The organism is Micromonospora sp. NPDC005197 (assembly GCF_040608295.1).
Taxonomy (GTDB): domain Bacteria; phylum Actinomycetota; class Actinomycetes; order Mycobacteriales; family Micromonosporaceae; genus Micromonospora.
In genome coordinates this window covers 27,193-46,860 of sequence record NZ_JBEXHY010000002.1, presented here as the reverse complement: position 1 = coordinate 46,860, position 19,668 = coordinate 27,193, and the positions used below count along the sequence as shown (strand labels likewise).

Sequence of the window (19,668 nt, the reverse complement as noted above, 5' to 3'; positions counted from 1 at the left end):
GCTACCTCCCCGTGTCGGTCGCAGGGAACACGCGCCGGGCACGGCCGCCGGTTGCCCCGGTCAGGCGATCATCTTCTCCAGCTCGGCGAGCGGGAACGCGCCGGCCGCGATCCGCTCCCGGGTGGCCCGCCGTACCGCCCGCTGCACGGCCACGTTGGCCGGCGTCGGTACGCCGTGCAGCCGGCCGAGCAGCGCGATCTCTCCGTTGAGGTGGTCGACCTCGGTCGAGCCGGCGCCCCGGGCGAGGCTCTGCCAGGTGGATCCACCGGAGCGGCCCGCGCCGTCGACCGGGCGCTGCTGGACCAGGTCGCCGCGTTCGGCCTTCTCCTCGTCCGGGGAGGTGTGCGGGATGCGCGCGGCGGCGAGCGCGGCGACGCCCTCGGCGCGTACCCGCTCGGCCAACGCGTCCGGGATGTCCTGCCCGAGCAACGCCTGGAGGCCGTTGCCGAGGTTGCTGAGCAGCTTGCCGTACTTCCAGCGCAGCACGTCCTCGCGCACCGGCGCGACGAAGCCGGCGGCGGTCAGGTCGGCGGCGATCGCCCGGTCGGCGTCGTCGGCGCCGCCCGGGTACCGGCCGATGTGGAGCATCCCGGGGTGCGGGTGCCCGTTGGCCACCACCACGCCCGGGTCGAGGTGGGTGGCCGGCAGCCAGACGCAGATCGGGTGCACGTCGGCGAAGAGCCGCAGGGCGGCCCGCTCGTTCGCCACCCCGTTCTGCGCGGTGACCAGTGGCAGCCGCTCGCCGGCCGTGCCGCCACCGGCGACCGGCGCGTCCACCCACGTCGCCAGCGCGGCCTCGGTGTCCTGCGACTTGACGGTGAGCACCAGCACCGTGTCGGCCGGCAACGGTCGGTCGCCCGGGCCGTCGACGGCAGCCAGCCGGGCGGTCACGTCGCCGTCGGGCTGCCGCAGCGTCAGACCGCGCTCCCGGATCGCGTCCAGGTGCGCGCCGCGCGCCACCAGGGTCACGTCCCGGTCGGCCTGTGCCAGCCGTACGCCGATGGTCCCGCCGACCGCGCCCGCCCCGATGATCACGTATCGCATGGCCTCATTCTGCCCCGGCAGGGTCAGAGCGTCAGGCCGGCGTCGGTGAGGATGGAGCCGGTGAGCAGAAGCGCGCCGGCGACCAGGGCGGCCAGGTTGACCAGGGCGAAGAGGACCACCCAGAAGAACGCCGGGAACGGGGTCAGCCCGGCGAGCTGGTCGGCGTCGGAGGCGGGCATCCGGCCGCGGGAGCGCAGCCGTTGCAGCTCCACCACCGGCCGCACCCCGCCCAGCAGCAGGAACCACACCCCGGTGTACGCGAACGCGGCCTGCACCTGCGGCGTGGCGTACCACGAGACGGCGAGCACCAGCGCCCCGGTGACCAGCAGCGACACCACGCCGAAGGCGTTGCGGATCATGACCAGCATGGCGAGCAGCAGCGCCACCGCCACCCAGAGCAGCAGCGTGATCCGGTTGCCGCCGAGCAGCCACGCGCCGGCCAGCCCGACCAGCGGCGGGGCGACATAGCCGGCGAGCAGCGTGAGGATCATGCCCGGCCCGGTGGGCCGACCGGCGGAGAGCGTCAGGCCGGAGGTGTCCGAGTGCAGCCGGATGCCGCGCAGCTTACGGCCCGTGAGCAGGGCGACAAGCGCGTGCCCGCCTTCGTGCGCAATGGTGATGGCGTTGCGGGCGATCCGCCACGGCAGCCGGGTGGACACCACCACCAGCGCGACTGCGGCGGTTATCAGCACCAGCAGCGGGGGCGGGTCCGGCTGAGCGCCGAACAGCGTGTCCCACTTCTCGCCCAGCCCGTCGATCGACATCATGGGGCGCGAGCCTACCGGCGGCGTTCCGTGTCGTTCCCGAGGCACCGGCTCGTCACGCTCGAAACTGATCGGATGACAAGCGAAGCCGGAGGATTGGTGTCCTTGGAGCACCACCTCGGCCCCTGGACCGAGGACGATTATTTTGCCCTCGGTGAGACCCCGGACCGGATCGAACTGCTCGACGGGAGCCTGCTGGTGAGCCCGGTCCCGAGCAAGCGGCATCAGTTGGTCTCACGTCGACTGGCGAACCACGTCGAGCGTGCTGCCGCTGGCCTCGCGGTTTTCAGAGCGGTCAACGTCAGGCTCGGGGTGGACCGGATCGCCATCCCGGACCTGGTCGTCGCCGACACCGACGACGAGGGCACCGCGGTGGAGGCCGTTGAGGTGGTCCTCGTCGGCGAGGTCCTGCCGCCCGGCAATGCGGCTGCCGATCGCCTGCTCAAGATGCAGCTCTACGCCATCGCGGGAATCCCCTGGTACCTGCTGGTCGAGCAGGACGGCGACGGTCACTCGCTGCGGCTCTACCGGCTGGACGGCGAGCACTACGTCGAGGACCAGGTCGCCAAGGCCGGCGAGACGTTGACCGTGGCCGAGCCCTTCCGCTTGCAGCTCGACCCGGCCACGCTGCGCTGATCCGTTCCCAGCGCAATCGCCAGAGACCACCGACAGTCGTCGATGAAAGTTTCCTCGACAGCTCTTGCGATCAAGGGCACTTACCTCCAAAGATGGGCGTCAATAGACCAGCGTCCCTGGAGGCACTCATGGCCCGTACCCGATCATCGCTGCGCCGCGCGCTCGCGGCCGGCCTCACCGTCCTCGCCGCCGCGGCGGCGACCCTCGTTGCGACCGCCGGCCCGGCGGCGGCGGCCACCACCGCCGGCGTCGACGTGTCCAACTACCAGGGCAGCATCAACTGGACCAGCGTCCGCAACGCGGGCATCGAGTTCGCCTTCATCAAGGCAACCGAGGGGACCAGCTACAAGGACCCGAGCTTCAACGCGAACTACGTCAACGCGTACAACGCCGGGGTGATCCGCGGGGCGTACCACTTCGCCCGGCCCAACATCTCCGCCGGCTCGACCCAGGCCAACTACCTGGCGTCCAACGGGGGCGCCTGGTCGGCCGACAGCCGCACCCTGCCGGCGGCGCTGGACATCGAGGCCAACCCGTACAGCGGGGGCTACTGCTACGGGCTGAGCACCACGGGGATGCGCAACTGGGTGCAGGACTTCCTGAACACCTACCGGTCCCGCACCGGCCGGTACGCGGTCATCTACACCACCACCAGCTGGTGGAACCAGTGCACGGGCAGCTGGACCGGCCCGTGGGCCAACCACCCGCTCTGGCTGGCCCGCTGGTCGAGCACGCCGGGCGCCCTGCCGGCCGGTGCGCCGGTGTGGAGCTTCTGGCAGTACACCAGCAGCGGCGCCGTCTCCGGGATCAGCGGCAACGTGGACCGCAACTACTGGAACGGTGACCGGAGCCGACTGATCGCGCTGGCCAACAACACCTGATCGGGCGGTTGGCGGCAGCGGGATCGACGGTCACCTCACGGTCGACAATCGGTCCGGCTGCCGCCACGCCACCGCGTACGGGTCAGGCCCGCCGACGGCTCAGGGCCGGCATCTGGGTCTCGCTCAGGGCCTGCGCCCGAGCCTCCTCGGGAGCAAGCGCTCCCCGCCGGCTCAGCCGCCAGGCGCCCACCCCGCAGACGGCCACGGTCACGACACTGAGCAGTGCGATGAACGCCGGAACCCCCGCAGCGACCAGCAACAGGACCGCGTCGCCGAACGCGACGAGCATCCACAGTGCCAGCCGGGGCTTGGCGTCCCTCCGTCGGTAACCCATGTCGTACCTCCTTCCGTCGTCGAAGGTCAATTACCCCGGACGACGCAAGGTCATGCGAATGAGTTTCAGTCCTGGCGGTCGGGCACGAAGCCCTTGGCGATCCGGTCGAAGTTCGGCAGGTTGGCCTGCCAGTCCTTCTCCGCGATCTCCCACCGCAGGGCGTAACCCCGGTTGGTGGCCGTCACGAACCCGCGGTTACGGACGTGGATCCGCGTACCGTCCCGGGTCTCCAGCCACTCCCAGTCCGCGCAGGTCTTCCAGAAGTTGCAGTGCGTGATGTTGATGTACTGGTAGTTCTTGACTTCGTTTTTTCGGCCGCCTTCGATGCTCTTCCAGTCCGCGTACGCGTCCTTCTTCGGCGTCGGCGTCCACTGCACGAGCAGCTCGCCCGGCCCGTTGGCCTCGTCGAAGACGACCGTGTTGCCGTCGGGCTGCCTGCGGACCCATCCGTCGGGGATCGGCAGGGAGAAACCCGCCGGGTCCTTGTGCAGCTTCCAACCCGCCGGCAGCGCGTTCGGGTCGGCCGACGGCGTGGCCGAGGGCGTCGCACTCGGTGCGCCCGTGGTGGGTGCAGGCGCCGCCGGAGCGGAGGATTGCGCCGGGGCCGACGACGCGGCCGCCCCGGTCGTCGCGTCGGCCTGCGGGCTCTCGTTGTCGTCGCCCTTGGTCAGCATCGGCACGATCACCACGAGGCCGACCAGCAGCAGGGCCACCAGCGCACCGATCAGGACGTTCCGGCGGGTGTTGGTCGGCTTCGTACCGTCGAACACCGGCACCGCCGCGCGCCCGGCCGGACTCACCGGCGGCATGACCGACGTCGGGGCCGACGGTTTGCGCTGCTCCGGCGCCACCGGCGGCCCGTCGACGGCCGTCGGCTCGTCGACGGCCGTCGGCTCGTCGACGGCCGTCGGCTCGTCGTCGGGCTCCGTCGTACCGTCGTCGGGGTTGTCGTCGGCGGCCGCCACCGTCGCGGTCGGGTCGGCGTCGGACGTGGCCGGACGGTCGATAGTCGCGGTCGGCTCGGCCGGCACCGCCGCCGTCGGGTCGGCGTCGGCCGGCACGACCTCCGTCGGCGAGGCGTCGACCGCTGCCGGCCCGGCCGCGGCCGCGGCGACCGGCGGCGGGGTACGCGGCGCAGGCGGCGACACCGGGCGGGCGGCGCTCTCCTCGGCGGGGCGCGGCGCCGGCACGAGCGGCGGGCGCGGTTCGCGTGGACCGTTCGGCCCCGGCCGGCGTACGCCATCGAGCAGTGAGATCCCCCGTGCCCGCTTGCCTCCGGCGCGGCGCAGCAGCCGCTCGGCCACCTCGGCGGTGATCCGCTCGTTCGGGTCCTTCTGAAGCAGCCCGGTGAGGACCGCCTTGAGCGGGCCGGCGTTCTTCGGCGGCGGCATCGGCTCGGTGGCCAGCGCGGCAAGCGTGGCGATCGCGGACGGCCGCGCGTACGGCGACTTGCCCTCGACCGCCGCGTAGAGCGTCGCCCCCAGCGACCACAGGTCGGCCTCCGGCCCGGCGGTGCCCTCGCGGGCCCGCTCCGGCGAGATGTACGCGGGCGAACCGAGCACCATGCCGGTGCGGGTGACGTTCGGGTCGCCGGGGATCGTGGCGAGACCGAAATCGGTCAACACGACCCGGCCGTCGTCGCCCAGCAGCACGTTGCCCGGCTTGACGTCGCGGTGCATGACGCCCGCCTTATGGGCCGCGTTGAGGGCACCCAGCACGCCGAGACCGATCTCGATGGTCCGGGCCACCGACACCGGCCCGTCCTCGGCGAGGGTGTCCTGCAGAGACCTCGACGCCACGTACTCCATGACGATCCACGGGTCGCCATCGGTGCGCAGGACGTCGAAGATGCGTACCACGTTGACGTTGTTGAGCCGGGCGATGGCCCGCGCCTCGCGCAGCGAACGCTCCCGCATCTCGCGGCGTTCTTCGTCGGTGAGGCCGGGGGGCGGCACCAACTCCTTGATGGCGACGTCGCGGTGCAACACCTCGTCGCGCGCCTTCCACACCCGACCCATGCCGCCCTGGCCGAGCGGCGACAGAAGCCGGTATCGGTCAGCGACGAGTTGGGGGAGCGCGTTCGACATCGCTGAGACGGTACCCGGAGCCGCCGACGCTCACACCGCCGGCACGCCACTGTTCGCTTCCCGTGACTTCGAGCCGCGTACCCTGGCGGCATGTCTGCCGAAGAGCCGCTGTTCCGGGTCGTTCGCGGCGTGCCCACCGCCGACGAGTTGGCCGCTCTGGTCGGTGCGGTCATCGTGCGGTCCCGCCCGGCCGCCGCCCCCGCGCCACTGACCGCGTCCGCGTGGGCCCGCAGCGGCCGACCGGCCCGCCCCGACACCTGGCGCGCCTCCGGCCTTCCCCGCTGACCGACCCGCCACGCGGGGGCTGCCAGAGTGGGCGTCCAGCCGTTAACCTCACTCAGGGAAACGGTGCCGTGACGGATAGGGAGGATCGATGATCCCCGAAGAGGACCAGCCGGCGCCCTGGCTGCACAGCTACGGCGGCATCGAGGCCGACATCCGCCAGCTCCGCGAGTTCGCCGACCGGCTCGCCGCCGAGGTCGAACGCAACTACGCGCCCCACCTGTCGTACATCGCCGACGACATGTCCGCGAAGGTGCCCAACCCCTGCGACGCGTTCATCGAGCTGGTCACCTTCCTGCACGCCCACCACGAGACGCAGCAGGCCACCGCCGACATGGTGTACGCCGTCCGGGGCGCAACCGGCCACCTCGCCGCCGTCGCCGACCGGGTCGCCACCCAGTACGCCGACAGCGACGCCTTCTCCGCCGCCCGCGCCGTGGACGTTCAGCGGGCCCTCGCCGACCCCGGCACCGTCCTGCCCGGCGGCCGGACGCCGACGCTGACCGACCCCACCGGTCCCGAGAGCCAGAGGCCGGTGGTCCTGCCATGATCGAACGAGGTGGCGGCCGCACCTCCGGCCAGACCGACTGGCACCTGATGGACGTCAACAGCATGTGGGCGTGCCTCCAGGACCACGACACCACCAACCACTGGAAACAGGTCGCTGGGTGGCGCAAGGTCTGCGACCTGGCCCAGATCCACCTCGGCCGGCTCCAGGAGTACCGGCGCGGGCTCGCCGAAACGTGGCCCCCGGAAACCAGCGCCGCCTCCGGCACGTACCTCGCCCAACTCGACGACCTGATCGCCAAGGTGCGGCACACCCACGACGCCGCCGCCGCGAACTACACCGCGCTGTCCGCCGCCACCCAGGCCATCGGCACCACCCGCGCCGAGCTTCGCAAAATCCACGAGGAGTACGCGACCAAGCTCCAGCAGAAGCAGGCGTACGACGCCACAGCCGCCGACCCCAAAGCGATCATGGGCAACCGGGTCGTCGAGTCACCGGTGACAGACAGCGACCTGGAACGGCTGAACGTGCAGGCGCGGGCCATGATGTTCAACCTCAGCGGCGAACTCCAACAAGCCCAAGCCACCCTCCAAAAACCCCCGCCGCCACCCCCGAGGTTTAGGCGAGACCCCTCCAGCACAGACGCTTACGATGCCAGCACCGGACCGACGATTCCGCCGATTGTTCCAGTGCCAATCGCCCCCGACACAGCCGTCCGCCCACCCTCGCCAAATCCAGCTGGCAGCTCGCATCCCGTTCAGACAGCCGCCGTGGGGCCAGTACTTGGCAGTGCTGGTGCTGGCGTTGCACCAGCACTGCCAAACGGAGGGTTATCGGGAGTTACACCGAACATACCGGCGACGGGCTTCGGGACGGCACCTTCACTACCACCCAGCTCTCTCGTTCCGCCGCAGGTGCCGCCGCAAGGGCAAACCGACGCTATCGGGCGGTCCGCGAGCGGAGCGGCCAAGGGCGTTTCCCGAGTTCCGACGGCCCCGCAGGCCCGATCGACGCCAACTAACGGCCTTATCGGTGGTACGCCTGGCTCCGGACTCGGCTCGCCTGCGTCCGCTGGGAATCCAACGCGGAAGGTTAATCCGATCGGCGGCGTAATAGGCGGTGGCGGTGCCGGCACCACGCCGACCGGCGGTGCCGGCTCGCGGCCGGGCAGTGGCCGTAGTGCGGCCGGAGGACACGCCTTCTCGCCTATCGGTGGCGCCCCTGGTACAAGCGGCAATTACGGCACAAGCTACCCCCCTGGCCGTCCCGCTAAAAACGGATATGAAGAAGAGGGGCACGCCTGGGATCCCGACCATCCATGGAAGACCGACCAGGGCGTCAACCCTGTTGTTCGTTCGCCGGAGGAGCCTGGCCCACCTGACCCAGGACCGGCCATCGGCCTCGATCGGTGAAACACTTCAGCCGGCAGAGCCTGACAGCATTTGCCGCTCTTCTGTCGCTAATCGCACCAACAGCGTTACCTACGAGAGGCAGCCCTGGCCAGCCGAACAGCGAACCCAGCGAGGCCGAACGGGTCCGGGCGGATCAATGGCATTTGGAATACCTCAGAGCTTCCGACGCGCAACAGATCACACACGGTGCGGGGGTAATCGTCGCAGTTCCAGATACGGGAGTTCAACCGCACCCTGATTTGCGGAACAACCTGCTTCGTGGGATCGATATTGTCCCAGACGGTAACGGCGATGGCCAGAATGACCAGAATAGCCACGGCACCGGCATGGCAGGCTTGATCGCAGCCCACGGACAAGGAGGCACTTTGGGTGCCTTGGGACTAGCTCCCGATGCAAAGATACTCCCGATCCGCGATACTCCTACCGACGGCCAAGGGGAGGCGGACGCCTTGGCCGCCGGCATTGATTATGCTGTTCGCCAAGGCGCTGATGTGATCTGCATATCTTCGGTCGGCGGTGCCGGTATCCCGTTGCAACGATCCATCAAAGCAGCACTCGCCGCGAATATCGTGCTGGTCGCCGCTGCCGGCAATAAGCCGGACGATACCAAGGTTGGGTACCCAGCATCAGAGGATGGAGTCATCGCGGTTGGAGGGATAGGCCGGGATGGCACTCATGCTGATATCTCCGTGACCGGGCCAGACATTGACGTTGTTGCACCTGCAGTCGACATTTACAGCACGAGCATTAACGGCAAGTACCGCAAAGGCACAGGCACTTCCGACGCGACGGCGATTGTGGCTGGGGCGGCGGCGTTGATCAGGTCGAAGTACCCCTACCTGCCGGCCCAGGAGGTAGCCCATCGGCTTACGGCCACGGCCATCGACAAGGGTCCGCCAGGCCGGGACGACGAGTACGGGTATGGCGTGATCGATCTTGTGGCAGCGCTGACGGCAGACGTACCCCCGTTGGGGTTTGAGTCGGTGAGCGCTCCGGCCGCGACTGGCTCGACCGCGGCGGCCGGCGATCGGCCTGGTGAGGGCGGTGATGGCGCGACAGCTCGCGGCCTGGCCACTCTCGCCGTGATCGTGGCCGTCGCGGTCGGATGGGCGCTGGTGGCGCGGCGTCGGCGGCGCGGTGATGATCCGCCGCCCAGAATCAGTCGCTGATCGAGCCGGGGCGCGTTGATCGACTCGGGATCCTTGATATCGGGGTGTCCGGGCGAGCGGGATACCCCGATATCCATGATGTCGAGTCGATCACGGTGGTGCCGACAGGCTGATCGACTTCATATCGGCGATGTGGGGCTTTTGTTGCTGGTTGATAGGCCGATATCGGTGATGTGGAGTGGATCAAGAGCGCGGGCCGTGTGGGCATGAAGAGCACGGCGTCGAGCGCGGCGCGGCCGGGTGGACCGGTGTGGTGGGTGGTGAGCCGGTAACGTCGGGCTGGTGTCTGATTCTCTGCCACTCCGCCTCGTGCTCGCCTCGGCCAGCCCTGCCCGTCGTAAGTCTCTCCAGGCCGCCGGCATTGAGCCGGACGTGCTGGTCAGCGGGGTGGACGAATCCCTGGTGGTGACCGATCGGGCCGAGGACCTGTGTCTGGAGTTGGCTCGGCTCAAGGCAGAGGCAGTGTTGAGCCGGCTGAGTCCGGCCGCCACGGCAACCGCGCCAGCCGGCACCAGCGCAGGCACGGACACGGACGCAGGCACAGGCACCAGCGCAGGCACGAACGCCGGCACAGGCACGGACGAAGGCACCAGCACGGAAGCAGGCACCAGTCAGCGGACCCTGATCATCGGCTGTGACTCGGTGCTCGCGTTCGACGGGGAGATCCTCGGCAAGCCGGCGGATCCGGCGGACGCCACCGCGCGTTGGCTGCGGATGCGGGGGCGCAGCGGTGTCCTGCACAGCGGGCACTGTCTGATCGACGGTTTCAGCGGGCGGCGCGCCGAGGCGGTTGCCTCGACGACCGTCCATTTTGCGGACATCAGCGACGACGAGATCGCCGCCTACGTCGCCACCGGTGAGCCGCTGGCGGTGGCCGGCGCGTTCACGATCGACGGGTTGGGCGGGCCGTTCGTGGAACGGATCGAGGGCGACCCGGGGACCGTGGTCGGATTGTCGATGCCGCTGCTGCGTCGGCTCCTCGCCGAACTGGGGCTGCAGATCACGGACCTGTGGACAAAGGTCGCGCCGGGCGGCCAATCGGTCGAGCCGCTGGGTAACGTCCGCTCATGACCACGAAGTCGATCCCGCTCACCGACGAGTTGCACGCCTACCTGGTCGCGCACGGCGCCCCACCGGACGAGATCATCCAGGATCTGGCCGAGGAGACCCGGTCGGTGCTGCCCGAGCACGCCTCCATGCAGGTGGCGCCGGAGCAGGCCGCGTTCCTGACGTTCCTGACCCGGCTGCTGGACGTACGGCAGGCCGTCGAGGTTGGCACGTTCACCGGCCTGTCGGCGCTGGCCATCGCCCGGGGGTTGCCCGAGGGTGGGCGGCTGACCTGCTTCGACATCTCCGAGGAGTACACCGGCATCGCCCGGCGTTACTGGGCCCGCGCCGGGGTGCAGGACCGCATCGACCTGCGTATCGGCCCGGCCGGCGAGACGCTGCGGGAGTTGCCGCACGAGCGTCACCTGGACTTCGCGTTCATCGACGCGGACAAGACCGGGTACCCGGTCTACTGGGCCGAGCTGGTGCCCCGGATGCGGCCGGGCGGGGTGATCGCCGTCGACAACGTGCTGCGCGGCGGGCGGGTGATCGCCCCACGGGACGCCAACGACCGGGCGATCGCCGCCTTCAACGACGAGGTGCTCGCCGACGTACGGGTCGACCCGGTGATGCTGCCGATCGCGGATGGCCTCACCCTCGCCCGGGTGCGCTGACCGCCCCCACCGCTGACCGCCCCCACCGCTCAGCGCCGCCACCGCTCAGCGCCGCCACCGCTCAGCGCCACCACCGCTCAGCGCCACCACCGCTCAGCGCCACCACCGCTGAAGGACGCCACCGCTGAACGCCGACGAAACGCCGGCAGCCCACCGAACGCGCAGCGCCGACAGCACGAATTCGGGGTGCCCCCTCAGGAGGGGGCACCCCGAAGCCAGCGTCAGCGGACGCTGCGGGCGAACTGGCGGGCGGCCCAGAAGACCCCCAGCGCGGCGAGAACCGCTGTGATGGTGAGGCCCTGCCAGACCTTGTCGCTGGCCAGGTCGCCGGCGAACAGCGCGCGGGTGCCGTCGACCGCCCAGGAGAACGGGTTCCAGTCGGCGATGCCCTGCAACCAGCCCGGTGCGAAGGTCAGCGGCAGCAGGATGCCGGAGAGCAGCAGCACCGGCTGCGCCACGGTGTTCATCAGTGGGGCCAGCGCGTCCTCGCTCTTGACCTTGAGTGCGACGCCGTACGAGACGGCCGAGGTCATGAGCGCGATGAGGGCGAGCATGAGGTACGCCAGCAGCAGGTCACCGATGAACACCCGCAGGTCGAACAGGAGCGCCAGCAGGGTGATGATGACCGCCTGCACGATGAGCGAGACCACGTCGCGCAGCGAGCGGCCGAGCAGCAGGGCGAGCCGGCTGATCGGGGTGACCCGGGACCGTTCGATGACGCCGGCGCGCAGCTCGGCGATCAGGCCAAAGCCCTGGAACAGGCCGCCGAAGATGGCCAGCAGCACCAGCAGACCCGGCACGAAGATCTTGTAGGCGGCGGCCTGGGTGGGCGCGTTCAGGGCCGGCTTGAGCAGCGGGGCGAAGAGCAGCAGGTACATCACCGGCTGGAACACGCCGACGAAGACCCAGACCGGGTTGCGCAGCAGGAGCTGGATCTGCCGTTGGAAGATCAGCCACGTGTCGCGGGCGAATTTCATGGGTCGTCTCTCCGGTGGTCAGGACTCGCGCAGCGAGCGGCCGGTCTTGGTCAGGAAGACGTCGTCCAGGCTGGGCCGGTGCAGCTCGATCGAGCGCAGTTCCAGCCCGGCGTGGTCGAGTCGGCGCAGCACCTGGGGAATGGCGGTGGCGCCCTCGTCGACGTAGAGCCGCAGGCCGCCCTCGTCGGTGGTCTCCAGCTTGTTGACGTACGGCTCGCCGTCGAGCGCCTGGGCGGCCTGCGGGGTGGCGGCCAGGTCGAGACCGACGAGCACGACGTCGCCGGAGATCTCCCGCTTGAGTTCGGCCGGGGTGCCCTCGGCGACGACTTCGCCGTTGTCCATGATCGCGATGCGGTCGCAGAGCGCGTCGGCCTCGTCCAGGTAGTGCGTGGTGATGAAGACCGTCATTCCGTCGCTGCGCAGTCGCCGGATCTCGTCCCACATGTGGGCGCGGCTCTGCGGGTCGAGGCCGGTGGTCGGCTCGTCCAGGAAGACGATCTTCGGCTCGTGGATGATGCCGAGCGCGATCTCGACCCGCCGGCGCTGGCCGCCGGAGTAGGTCTTGCACTTGCGGTCGGCGTACTCGGTGAGCTGGAAGGCGTCCAGCGCGCGGGCGGCGCGCTGCTGCGCGTCGGCCTTGCCGATGCCGTACATCCGGGCGTGCAGGACCAGTTCCTCACGGGCGGTGGACTCGTCCCACGTGCTGCCGCCCTGCGGGACGTACCCGATCCGGCGGCGGACCTCGGCCGGATCCTTGCGCAGGTCGGCCCCGGCGATGGTGGCCTCGCCGCCGTCGGGCTCGATCAGCGTGGCGAGCATCCGCAGCGTGGTGGTCTTGCCGGCGCCGTTGGGGCCGAGGAAGCCGAAGATCTCGCCCTCGGCGACCTGGAGGTTGACGCCCCGCACGGCGTCCACCGTCTTCGTCTCTCGACCCGCGCGGGAGCGGAACGACTTCCGCAGCCCCCTGGTCTCGATCATTTCTGCTCCTGGTCGGTCGGGCCGGCCGTGCCGGCCGTCGAGTGGGACGACGCCGGACGGCGCACTCCCCCGCTGTGCCGCCAGCAGGCTAACGCGATATAACTCTTTTAGTCAACGTTGATTATTCCGCCTCGGTCGGCGGCCTCGACTCCTGGCGCTCTTTCCACCCCGACCAGCCCTCGACGTTCTCCAGCTCAGCAGGCAGGTACGACACTCCAGAGTCAATCCGCTCCGCGATCCGGTCGCACCACCCCATCTCCGCCTCCGCCCGCACCGCCCACAGCTCGAACATCCACCCCACGTGCACCGGCTTGCGGTTTCGCACCCAGTCCGACTCCAGGGAGGCACGCATCGACTCGACACCGGCGCGCAGCAGATTGGCCCGGTTGCGCAGGGCCGCGGCGGCCTCCGCGCGCGGCATGGCGGGCAGGAAGGAGAAGGCCACCGCGAAGGGGTCGGACGGCTCGCTGAGGTTCCACCAGAAGTTGCGCAGCAGCGTCTCGAACTCGTCCTCGCCCTTGGGGGTCACCTCGTAGGTGGTCCGGGCCGGACGGGCGCCGACCTGCTCGGTGGCGACGGCACGGAGCAGCCCTTCCTCGGTGAGCTTGCGCAGCGCGTGGTAGATCGAGCCGGGCTGCACGTTCGCCCACTTGTCGGCGCTCCAGCTCAGCAGCTCGCGGCGCACGTCGTAGCCGTGCACGGGCTGCATCCACCGCACCAGGCCGAGAATCATCATCCGAGTCGCAGACACCACACAAGCGTAATAGCCAAGTTTGACTAAGGTCAGTGCCACATCCCACACTGAGCGATCGTTAGGGCCATCACGGGTGGCCGATACACTCCCGGTCAGTAACTTCCCGGGAGGAGCCACGAGGTGCGCAAGGTACTCATCGCCAACCGCGGCGAGATCGCCGTCCGGGTCATCCGCGCCTGCCGCGACGCCGGCCTCGGCAGCGTCGCCGTGTACGCGGACTCCGACCGGGACGCCCTGCACGCCACGCTCGCGGACGAGGCGTACGCGCTCGGCGGGGACAGCGCGACCGACACGTACCTGCGCATCGACAAGCTGCTCGACGTCGCCGCCCGCGCCGACGCCGACGCCGTGCACCCGGGTTACGGCTTCCTCAGTGAGAACGCCGACTTCGCCCAGGCGGTCATCGACGCGGGGTTGACCTGGATCGGCCCCACCCCGCAGGCGATTCGCGACCTTGGCGACAAGGTGACCGCCCGGCACATCGCCCAGCGCGCCGGCGCTCCGCTGGTCCCCGGCACGCCGGACCCGGTGGGCAGCCCGGACGAGGTGATGGCGTTCGCCGTCGACCACGGGCTGCCGGTCGCCATCAAGGCCGCGTTCGGCGGTGGTGGGCGCGGCCTCAAGGTCGCCCGGACCATGGAGGAGATCCCCCAGCTCTTCGAGTCGGCCACCCGCGAGGCGGTCGCGGCGTTCGGCCGGGGCGAGTGCTTCGTCGAGCGCTACCTGGACCAGCCCCGGCACGTCGAGGCGCAGGTCCTCGCCGACCAGCACGGCAACGTGATCGTGGTGGGCACCCGGGACTGCTCGTTGCAGCGGCGGCACCAGAAGCTCGTGGAGGAGGCCCCCGCGCCGTTCCTCACCGACGCCCAGCGTGCCCAGATCCACGACAGCGCCAAGGCGATCTGCCGGGAGGCCGGCTACCACGGCGCCGGCACGGTGGAGTACCTGGTCGGCAAGGACGGCACGATCTCCTTCCTGGAGGTCAACACCCGACTTCAGGTCGAGCACCCGGTCACCGAGGAGACCGCCGGCATCGACCTGGTCCGGGAGCAGTTCCGGATCGCCGACGGCGAGAAGCTGCGGATCACCGAGGACCCGACGCCGCGCGGGCACGCCATCGAGTTCCGGATCAACGGCGAGGACCCGGGCCGCAACTTCCTGCCCGCGCCGGGCACCGTCACCACGCTGCGCCTGCCCAGCGGCCCGGGCGTCCGGGTGGACACCGGCATCTCAGCCGGCGACGTGATCGGCGGCAACTTCGACTCGCTGCTCGCCAAGGTCATCATCGTCGGTGAGACGCGGACCGAAGCGTTGGAACGCGCCCGCCGCGCGCTGGACGAGATGGTCCTCGACGGGATGGCCACCGCGCTGCCGTTCCACCGCCTGGTCGTGCGGGACGAGGCGTTCACCGCCGAACCGTTCACCGTGCACACCCGGTGGATCGAGACCGAGTTCCACAACACCGTGCCGCCGTTCACCGCCGCCGCCGGCGCCGCCGAGGCGCCGGCCGAACGCGACACCGTCGTGGTCGAGGTCGGCGGCAAGCGCCTCGAGGTCAGCCTCCCCGCCGGCTTCGGCGGGAGTACGACCACCGCGGCACCCGCCTCCCGTAAGCCGACCCGGCGCGGAGGCGGGGCCAAGGCGGGCGCCCCGGTCGGTGGCGACGCGCTCACCTCTCCCATGCAGGGCACCATCGTCAAGATCGCGGTCGCCGAGGGCGACACGGTGGCCGAAGGCGACCTGGTGGTGGTGCTCGAGGCGATGAAGATGGAGCAGCCGTTGCACGCCCACAAGGCGGGTACGGTCAGCGGGCTCACCGCCGAGGTCGGTGCCGTGATCACCGCCGGCGCCGCCATCTGCACCATCGCCTGAGGGGCGAGCGCGAGACCCCTGTTGCTGGCGAGGCAGCCGCGGGGCTGGCTCGGCGCGGAGTCGGTTACGCGGTCTGCGGCAGCGGCGTGCGCACGTTCCGGACGGCGTATCGATGGAGAGTGACGCCCTCGTCGAAGCGCGCCTGCTCCAGCAGGTCCAGCTCCAGCGGCTCGTCGTGGCTGTCGAACAGTGGGCGGCCGGTACCGAGGATGACGGGGTGCGTGAAGAGCAGCAGCTCGTCGAGCAGCCCTGCCCGGAGCAGCGCCGTAGCCAGTGTGGCGCCACCGACGCCGATGTCACCGTCGGTGCGCCGCCGTAGCTCCGCGAGCTCGCCGACGGCATCGTCGCCGCCGATGATCTCGGTGTTGTGCTCGGCGCTGGTACGCGTGCGGGAGACCAGCACCTTGGGCTTCGAGGTCCAGATCTCGCCGTACTCGCGCAGGTAGCCGGGCGACGAGTCGTCGTCGCGCGCTGCCGGCCAGAATCCCTCCATCGTCTCGTAGATCGTGCGCCCCTGGACCATGAGCGACAGCGCCCGCGCCCGCGCGTTGAACTCGTGGTGCAGTGACTCCCCGATGCGCATCCAGGTGCCGCCGCCCTGCTCGCCATGAGCACGCTCGATCAACAGATCGGCGGACACGTTCATCCAGTACACGAATCGCCCCGACATGGACCCTCCCTCAGTGATAGCGATATGCAACTGCTTCGACCTACCCTAGGATGAGGTGATAGCAAGATGCAATCACTTGCGAGGAGGGCTTGATGGATTCGGCGCCACGCTCGGGTTGCCCGATCAATCAGGCGGTCGAGGTCCTGGGCGATCCGTGGGTGATGCTCGTTCTTCGGGACATCATGTTCGGCAATCGGCGGCACTTCCGCGAGCTGCTCGCCGGCAGTGAGGAGGGCATCGCGCCGAACATTCTCAGCAGCCGCCTGCGGCGCCTCACCGCCGCGGGCCTGCTCACCCGTGAGGACGCCCGACGGGGGCAGCGGGCCGCCTACTCACTCACCGAGGCGGGCATTCAGACAGTGCCGATCATGGCAGCGCTCGGCTCGTGGGGGCTGGCCCATCGCGGTGGCGACCGTCGCCTGCGGGTGCGCGCCGAACTGCTCCGCGACGGCGGCCCGGAACTGCTCACCCGCTTCATGGACGACCTGCGCGAGGTGCACCTCGGCGTCCCCCGGCCCGACCCGCACGCCCGACGAGCGGTCGACGAGCTTCGCTCGGCCTACGAGGCAGCCACCCGCGACTGACCCGATCCGCCGGGACCGCCCGCTTCGCGACGGACCGGCCCACGACGGACCGGGCCCACGACGGACCGGGCCCACGACGGACCGGGCCCACGACGGACCGGGCCCACGACGGACCGGGCCCACGGCGGTGCCGGCGTACGCGACGGACCGCAGCCCACGGCGGCGCCGGCGTACCCGACGGACCGCAGCCCACGGCGGCGCCGGCGCGCGCGACGGCCGACACCGTCGGCTGGTGACCCGCCGCACAGGACCGGGCGGTGGGGGTGGTTTGGGCCACCAGCGGCGGCGGGAGTGGGCGCGAGCAGGAATGATGTTCGGGTGCGCTTCCTTCACGGCGCGGTTCCCGCGCACGACCTGACCTATACCGACGTCTTCATGGCGCCGGCCCGCTCCGACCTCGGCTCCCGGCTGGACGTCGACCTGTCCACCGGTGACGGCACCGGCACCACCATCCCGCTGGTGGTGTCGAACATGACGGCGGTCGCCGGGCGACGGATGGCCGAGACGGTGGCCCGGCGGGGCGCGATCGCCGTGATCCCGCAGGACATCCCGATCGAGGTCGTCGCGAACGTCGTCGCCTGGGTCAAGCAGCGGCACCTGGTCTACGACACACCCATCACCCTGGGCCCCACCGAGACCGTCGGGGACGCCATCCACCTCCTGCCGAAGCGGTCGCACGGCGCGGTGATCGTGGTCGACGAGGCCGGTCGGCCGATGGGCGTGGTCACCGAGGCGGACACCACGGGCGTGGACCGGTTCGCCCAGCTGCGGCACGTGATGTCCACCGAGCTGCACACCGTCCCGGCGGACGCGGACCCGCGTACCGGCTTCGATCTGCTCTCCGCCGGCCGGCGCCGGCTCGCCCCGGTGGTGGACGCCGACGGTCGGCTGGTCGGCGTGCTGACCCGGCAGGGCGCGCTGCGGGCCACCCTCTACACACCGGCGGTGGACGACCGGGGGCGACTGCGTATCGCCGCGGCGGTCGGGATCAACGGTGACGTGACCGGCAAGGCCGCCGCGCTGCTGGAGGCAGGTGTGGACACGCTGGTCGTGGACACCGCGCACGGCCACCAGGAGCGGATGATCTCGGCGTTGCGGGCGGTGCGCAAGCTGGACCCGGGCGTTCCGGTGGCGGCCGGCAACGTGGTCACCGCCGAGGGGGTACGCGACCTGGTCGAGGCCGGCGCGGACATCATCAAGGTGGGTGTCGGGCCGGGCGCGATGTGCACCACCCGGATGATGACCGGCGTGGGCCGGCCGCAGTTCTCCGCCGTGCTGGACTGCTCGACGGCCGCGCGTCAGCTGGGCCGGCACGTCTGGGCCGACGGCGGGGTGCGACACCCTCGTGACGTGGCGCTCGCGCTCGCCGCCGGCGCGTCGAACGTGATGATCGGCTCCTGGTTCGCCGGCACCTACGAGTCCCCCGGTGACCTCTACACCGAGCCGGACGGTCGGCGGTACAAGGAGAGCTTCGGGATGGCCTCGGCGCGGGCGGTAAGCGCCCGTACCGCCGACGACAGCCCGTACGACCGGGCCCGCAAGGCGGTGTTCGAGGAGGGCATCTCCTCGGCGCGGATGTATCTGGACCCGACCCGGCCCGGCGTCGAGGATCTGATCGACGAGATCATCGCCGGGGTACGCAGCGCCTTCACCTACGCCGGAGCGCGGGACCTGACGCAGTTCCACGAACGAGCGATCGTCGGCGTGCAGAGCGCCGCCGGCTTCACCGAAGGAATGCCCCTCCCCACAAGCTGGTAACCCCACACCCCACACCCCCACCCCACCCACGCCCCACCCCGTTGATCATGAAGTTATTGCCCCGACACGCCGACGCGGGAGGCAATAACTTCATGATCAACCCAGGAGAGGGAGGCCGGCGAGGCCCGGGGGCCGGGGGTGGGGTCAGGGGGTTAGGCGGCTCAGGACTTGGCGGGCCGCCTCGCTCGGGTTGTCGCCTACCCGGTCGGGGAGGGCGTTGGCCAGCCAGAGGGTTGCGAAGCCGTGGGCGATCGACCAGGCGGCGAGGGCGTCCCGGTCGGCGTCGCCTCCGGTTGGCAGTGCGGCGACTCCGGAACGCAGGGCGGCGCCGGCGCGCTCCCGGGCGGCGATCAGCTCCGCGTCGTCGGCCCGGTACAGCTCGGGCCGGAACATCACCTCGAAGTGCGCGCGGTGCCCGACGGCGAAGTCGACGTACGCGACTCCGGCGGCCAACAGGTCGTCTCCCGCCACGCTCAACGTCTGGGCCAGCAGGTCGAAGCCCTGAGCGGCGAGGGCGGTGAGCAGGCCGGCCTTGTCGCCGAAGTGGTGGGCGGGCGCGGCATGCGAGACACCGGCCCGACGCGCCAGGTCGCGCAGGCTCAACGCGGCCGGCCCGACCTCCTCGATCGCGTCGAGCGCCGCCGCGAGCAGGGTGCGACGGAGGTCGCCGTGGTGGTAGCCGCGCGTCTCGGTCATGCCCGGATCCTATCTTGCCATTGACAAGATGCCACTCCGTCGCGCAATCTTGTCATCGACAAGATTGCGCCGAGGAGGATTTCGATGGCACCCCTGATCGCGCTCGTGGTCGGCACCGCCCTGGCCCGACTGGCCGGCCTGGCCGGCGTCGCCGCACTCGACGGCTGGCATCCCGCGCTGCGGGTCGGGCTGGCCCTGCTGTTCCTGGTGACCGGCCTCGCGCACTTCGTCGGCCAGCGCCGCGCCGGCCTGATCGCGATGGTCCCGCCCGGCCTTCCCCGGCCGGATCTGCTGGTCACCGTCACCGGCGCACTGGAGCTGGTCGGCGCCGCCGGGCTGCTGATCCCGGCGACCGCCCGGCTGGCCGCAGCCGGGCTCGGCCTGCTCATGCTCGCGATGTTCCCGGCCAACGTCTCGGCCGCGGGCCGGAGGCTGACCCTCGCCGGACGCCCGGTCACCCCGCTCGGGCAGCGCACCGTCCTGCAACTCGTGTTCGTCGCCACCGCTGCGGCGATTTCGTTTGGCCCCTGACTATCAGGTA

Annotated in this window: 21 protein-coding genes; 12 read left to right on the top strand and 9 right to left on the bottom strand. The window is 70.6% G+C overall.

Annotation, left to right across the window (positions count from 1 at the left end; all coding sequences use genetic code 11):
- Positions 1–60: 60 nt before the first annotated feature.
- Positions 61–1,044 carry a 2-dehydropantoate 2-reductase N-terminal domain-containing protein gene (locus ABZU46_RS01285; RefSeq protein ID WP_354854064.1) on the bottom strand — a complete coding sequence of 328 codons (984 nt, stop codon included), beginning with the start codon at positions 1,042–1,044 and terminating at the stop codon, positions 61–63.
- 23 nt (positions 1,045–1,067) lie between these two features.
- Entirely contained in the window at positions 1,068–1,811 is a 744-nt protein-coding gene (locus ABZU46_RS01280; protein WP_354854061.1) for a M50 family metallopeptidase, read from the bottom strand.
- Positions 1,812–1,907: 96 nt separating this feature from the next.
- On the opposite strand from ABZU46_RS01280, the gene ABZU46_RS01275 reads away from it, so the two are divergent.
- Positions 1,908–2,444 (top strand): Uma2 family endonuclease, encoded by a 537-nt coding sequence (locus tag ABZU46_RS01275; RefSeq protein WP_354854058.1) that lies wholly within the window; start codon positions 1,908–1,910, stop codon positions 2,442–2,444.
- A 128-nt stretch (positions 2,445–2,572) separates the two neighbouring features.
- Entirely contained in the window at positions 2,573–3,325 is a 753-nt protein-coding gene (locus tag ABZU46_RS01270) for a GH25 family lysozyme (RefSeq protein WP_354854055.1), read from the top strand.
- 82 nt (positions 3,326–3,407) lie between these two features.
- Here ABZU46_RS01270 and ABZU46_RS01265 read toward each other — a convergent pair whose 3' ends face one another.
- Together ABZU46_RS01265 and ABZU46_RS01260 are read right to left on the bottom strand one after the other, a co-directional pair.
- Complete coding sequence (locus tag ABZU46_RS01265) at positions 3,408–3,659, bottom strand: hypothetical protein (RefSeq protein ID WP_234589102.1); 252 nt, start codon at positions 3,657–3,659, stop codon at positions 3,408–3,410.
- A 65-nt stretch (positions 3,660–3,724) separates the two neighbouring features.
- The gene (locus ABZU46_RS01260) at positions 3,725–5,746 is read right to left on the bottom strand and encodes a protein kinase (protein WP_354854052.1); all 2,022 of its coding nucleotides are present in this window, start codon (positions 5,744–5,746) and stop codon (positions 3,725–3,727) included.
- Positions 5,747–5,836: 90 nt separating this feature from the next.
- Between ABZU46_RS01260 and ABZU46_RS01255 the strand changes: the two genes are divergently transcribed.
- The 6 genes from ABZU46_RS01255 to ABZU46_RS01230 all read left to right on the top strand — a co-directional run bounded on the left by ABZU46_RS01255 (position 5,837) and on the right by ABZU46_RS01230 (position 10,838).
- Positions 5,837–6,031 (top strand): acyl-CoA carboxylase subunit epsilon, encoded by a 195-nt coding sequence (locus ABZU46_RS01255; RefSeq protein ID WP_354854050.1) that lies wholly within the window; start codon positions 5,837–5,839, stop codon positions 6,029–6,031.
- Positions 6,032–6,119: 88 nt separating this feature from the next.
- Positions 6,120–6,578 (top strand): hypothetical protein, encoded by a 459-nt coding sequence (locus tag ABZU46_RS01250; protein ID WP_354854047.1) that lies wholly within the window; start codon positions 6,120–6,122, stop codon positions 6,576–6,578.
- Entirely contained in the window at positions 6,575–7,948 is a 1,374-nt protein-coding gene (locus ABZU46_RS01245) for a hypothetical protein (protein WP_354854044.1), read from the top strand. The genes ABZU46_RS01250 and ABZU46_RS01245 overlap by 4 nt, the downstream gene beginning before the upstream one ends.
- Positions 7,945–9,117, top strand: coding sequence for a S8 family serine peptidase (locus ABZU46_RS01240; RefSeq protein WP_354854041.1), 1,173 nt, complete (start codon positions 7,945–7,947; stop codon positions 9,115–9,117). The genes ABZU46_RS01245 and ABZU46_RS01240 overlap by 4 nt, the downstream gene beginning before the upstream one ends.
- Positions 9,118–9,399: 282 nt before the next feature.
- Positions 9,400–10,188, top strand: a complete 789-nt coding sequence (locus ABZU46_RS01235; RefSeq protein WP_354854038.1) for a nucleoside triphosphate pyrophosphatase — start codon at positions 9,400–9,402, stop codon at positions 10,186–10,188.
- Entirely contained in the window at positions 10,185–10,838 is a 654-nt protein-coding gene (locus ABZU46_RS01230) for an O-methyltransferase (protein WP_354854035.1), read from the top strand. Before ABZU46_RS01235 ends, ABZU46_RS01230 begins: the two co-directional genes overlap by 4 nt.
- Positions 10,839–11,059: 221 nt before the next feature.
- On the opposite strand, the gene ABZU46_RS01225 is transcribed toward ABZU46_RS01230, so the two are convergent.
- From ABZU46_RS01225 to ABZU46_RS01215, 3 genes are all read right to left on the bottom strand, one after another.
- A complete protein-coding gene (locus ABZU46_RS01225) occupies positions 11,060–11,815 on the bottom strand; it encodes an ABC transporter permease (protein ID WP_354854032.1) in 756 nt (251 codons plus the stop codon).
- A gap of 18 nt (positions 11,816–11,833) precedes the next feature.
- Positions 11,834–12,793, bottom strand: coding sequence for an ATP-binding cassette domain-containing protein (locus tag ABZU46_RS01220; RefSeq protein ID WP_354854029.1), 960 nt, complete (start codon positions 12,791–12,793; stop codon positions 11,834–11,836).
- A 121-nt stretch (positions 12,794–12,914) separates the two neighbouring features.
- Positions 12,915–13,529 (bottom strand): PadR family transcriptional regulator, encoded by a 615-nt coding sequence (locus ABZU46_RS01215; RefSeq protein ID WP_354854300.1) that lies wholly within the window; start codon positions 13,527–13,529, stop codon positions 12,915–12,917.
- Positions 13,530–13,667: 138 nt separating this feature from the next.
- Between ABZU46_RS01215 and ABZU46_RS01210 the strand changes: the two genes are divergently transcribed.
- Positions 13,668–15,419, top strand: coding sequence for a biotin carboxylase N-terminal domain-containing protein (locus tag ABZU46_RS01210; protein ID WP_354854026.1), 1,752 nt, complete (start codon positions 13,668–13,670; stop codon positions 15,417–15,419).
- Between the two features lie 64 nt (positions 15,420–15,483).
- On the opposite strand, the gene ABZU46_RS01205 is transcribed toward ABZU46_RS01210, so the two are convergent.
- The gene (locus ABZU46_RS01205) at positions 15,484–16,089 is read right to left on the bottom strand and encodes a dihydrofolate reductase family protein (protein WP_354854023.1); all 606 of its coding nucleotides are present in this window, start codon (positions 16,087–16,089) and stop codon (positions 15,484–15,486) included.
- 92 nt (positions 16,090–16,181) lie between these two features.
- On the opposite strand from ABZU46_RS01205, the gene ABZU46_RS01200 reads away from it, so the two are divergent.
- Positions 16,182–16,673, top strand: a complete 492-nt coding sequence (locus ABZU46_RS01200) for a helix-turn-helix domain-containing protein (RefSeq protein ID WP_354854020.1) — start codon at positions 16,182–16,184, stop codon at positions 16,671–16,673.
- 318 nt (positions 16,674–16,991) lie between these two features.
- A complete protein-coding gene (locus tag ABZU46_RS01195; RefSeq protein WP_354854018.1) occupies positions 16,992–18,431 on the top strand; it encodes a GuaB1 family IMP dehydrogenase-related protein in 1,440 nt (479 codons plus the stop codon).
- Positions 18,432–18,575: 144 nt separating this feature from the next.
- Here ABZU46_RS01195 and ABZU46_RS01190 read toward each other — a convergent pair whose 3' ends face one another.
- The gene (locus ABZU46_RS01190) at positions 18,576–19,127 is read right to left on the bottom strand and encodes a TetR/AcrR family transcriptional regulator (protein WP_354854016.1); all 552 of its coding nucleotides are present in this window, start codon (positions 19,125–19,127) and stop codon (positions 18,576–18,578) included.
- Between the two features lie 84 nt (positions 19,128–19,211).
- Between ABZU46_RS01190 and ABZU46_RS01185 the strand changes: the two genes are divergently transcribed.
- Positions 19,212–19,658, top strand: a complete 447-nt coding sequence (locus tag ABZU46_RS01185) for a DoxX family membrane protein (RefSeq protein WP_354854013.1) — start codon at positions 19,212–19,214, stop codon at positions 19,656–19,658.
- The last annotated feature ends 10 nt before the right edge of the window (positions 19,659–19,668 follow it).

Excerpts from the sequence above, each read along its gene's own strand:
- ABZU46_RS01190 (WP_354854016.1), bottom strand. The coding sequence starts at position 19,127 with ATGACCGAGACGCGCGGCTACCACCACGGCGACCTCCGTCGCACCCTG.
- ABZU46_RS01255 (WP_354854050.1), top strand. The coding sequence starts at position 5,837 with ATGTCTGCCGAAGAGCCGCTGTTCCGGGTCGTTCGCGGCGTGCCCACC.
- ABZU46_RS01205 (WP_354854023.1), bottom strand. The coding sequence starts at position 16,089 with ATGTCGGGGCGATTCGTGTACTGGATGAACGTGTCCGCCGATCTGTTG.
- ABZU46_RS01265 (WP_234589102.1), bottom strand. The coding sequence starts at position 3,659 with ATGGGTTACCGACGGAGGGACGCCAAGCCCCGGCTGGCACTGTGGATG.
- ABZU46_RS01280 (WP_354854061.1), bottom strand. The coding sequence starts at position 1,811 with ATGATGTCGATCGACGGGCTGGGCGAGAAGTGGGACACGCTGTTCGGC.
- ABZU46_RS01225 (WP_354854032.1), bottom strand. The coding sequence starts at position 11,815 with ATGAAATTCGCCCGCGACACGTGGCTGATCTTCCAACGGCAGATCCAG.
- ABZU46_RS01245 (WP_354854044.1), top strand. The coding sequence starts at position 6,575 with ATGATCGAACGAGGTGGCGGCCGCACCTCCGGCCAGACCGACTGGCAC.
- ABZU46_RS01220 (WP_354854029.1), bottom strand. The coding sequence starts at position 12,793 with ATGATCGAGACCAGGGGGCTGCGGAAGTCGTTCCGCTCCCGCGCGGGT.
- ABZU46_RS01230 (WP_354854035.1), top strand. The coding sequence starts at position 10,185 with ATGACCACGAAGTCGATCCCGCTCACCGACGAGTTGCACGCCTACCTG.
- ABZU46_RS01200 (WP_354854020.1), top strand. The coding sequence starts at position 16,182 with ATGGATTCGGCGCCACGCTCGGGTTGCCCGATCAATCAGGCGGTCGAG.
- ABZU46_RS01285 (WP_354854064.1), bottom strand. The coding sequence starts at position 1,044 with ATGCGATACGTGATCATCGGGGCGGGCGCGGTCGGCGGGACCATCGGC.
- ABZU46_RS01215 (WP_354854300.1), bottom strand. The coding sequence starts at position 13,529 with ATGATGATTCTCGGCCTGGTGCGGTGGATGCAGCCCGTGCACGGCTAC.
- ABZU46_RS01185 (WP_354854013.1), top strand. The coding sequence starts at position 19,212 with ATGGCACCCCTGATCGCGCTCGTGGTCGGCACCGCCCTGGCCCGACTG.
- ABZU46_RS01270 (WP_354854055.1), top strand. The coding sequence starts at position 2,573 with ATGGCCCGTACCCGATCATCGCTGCGCCGCGCGCTCGCGGCCGGCCTC.
- ABZU46_RS01260 (WP_354854052.1), bottom strand. The coding sequence starts at position 5,746 with ATGTCGAACGCGCTCCCCCAACTCGTCGCTGACCGATACCGGCTTCTG.
- ABZU46_RS01250 (WP_354854047.1), top strand. The coding sequence starts at position 6,120 with ATGATCCCCGAAGAGGACCAGCCGGCGCCCTGGCTGCACAGCTACGGC.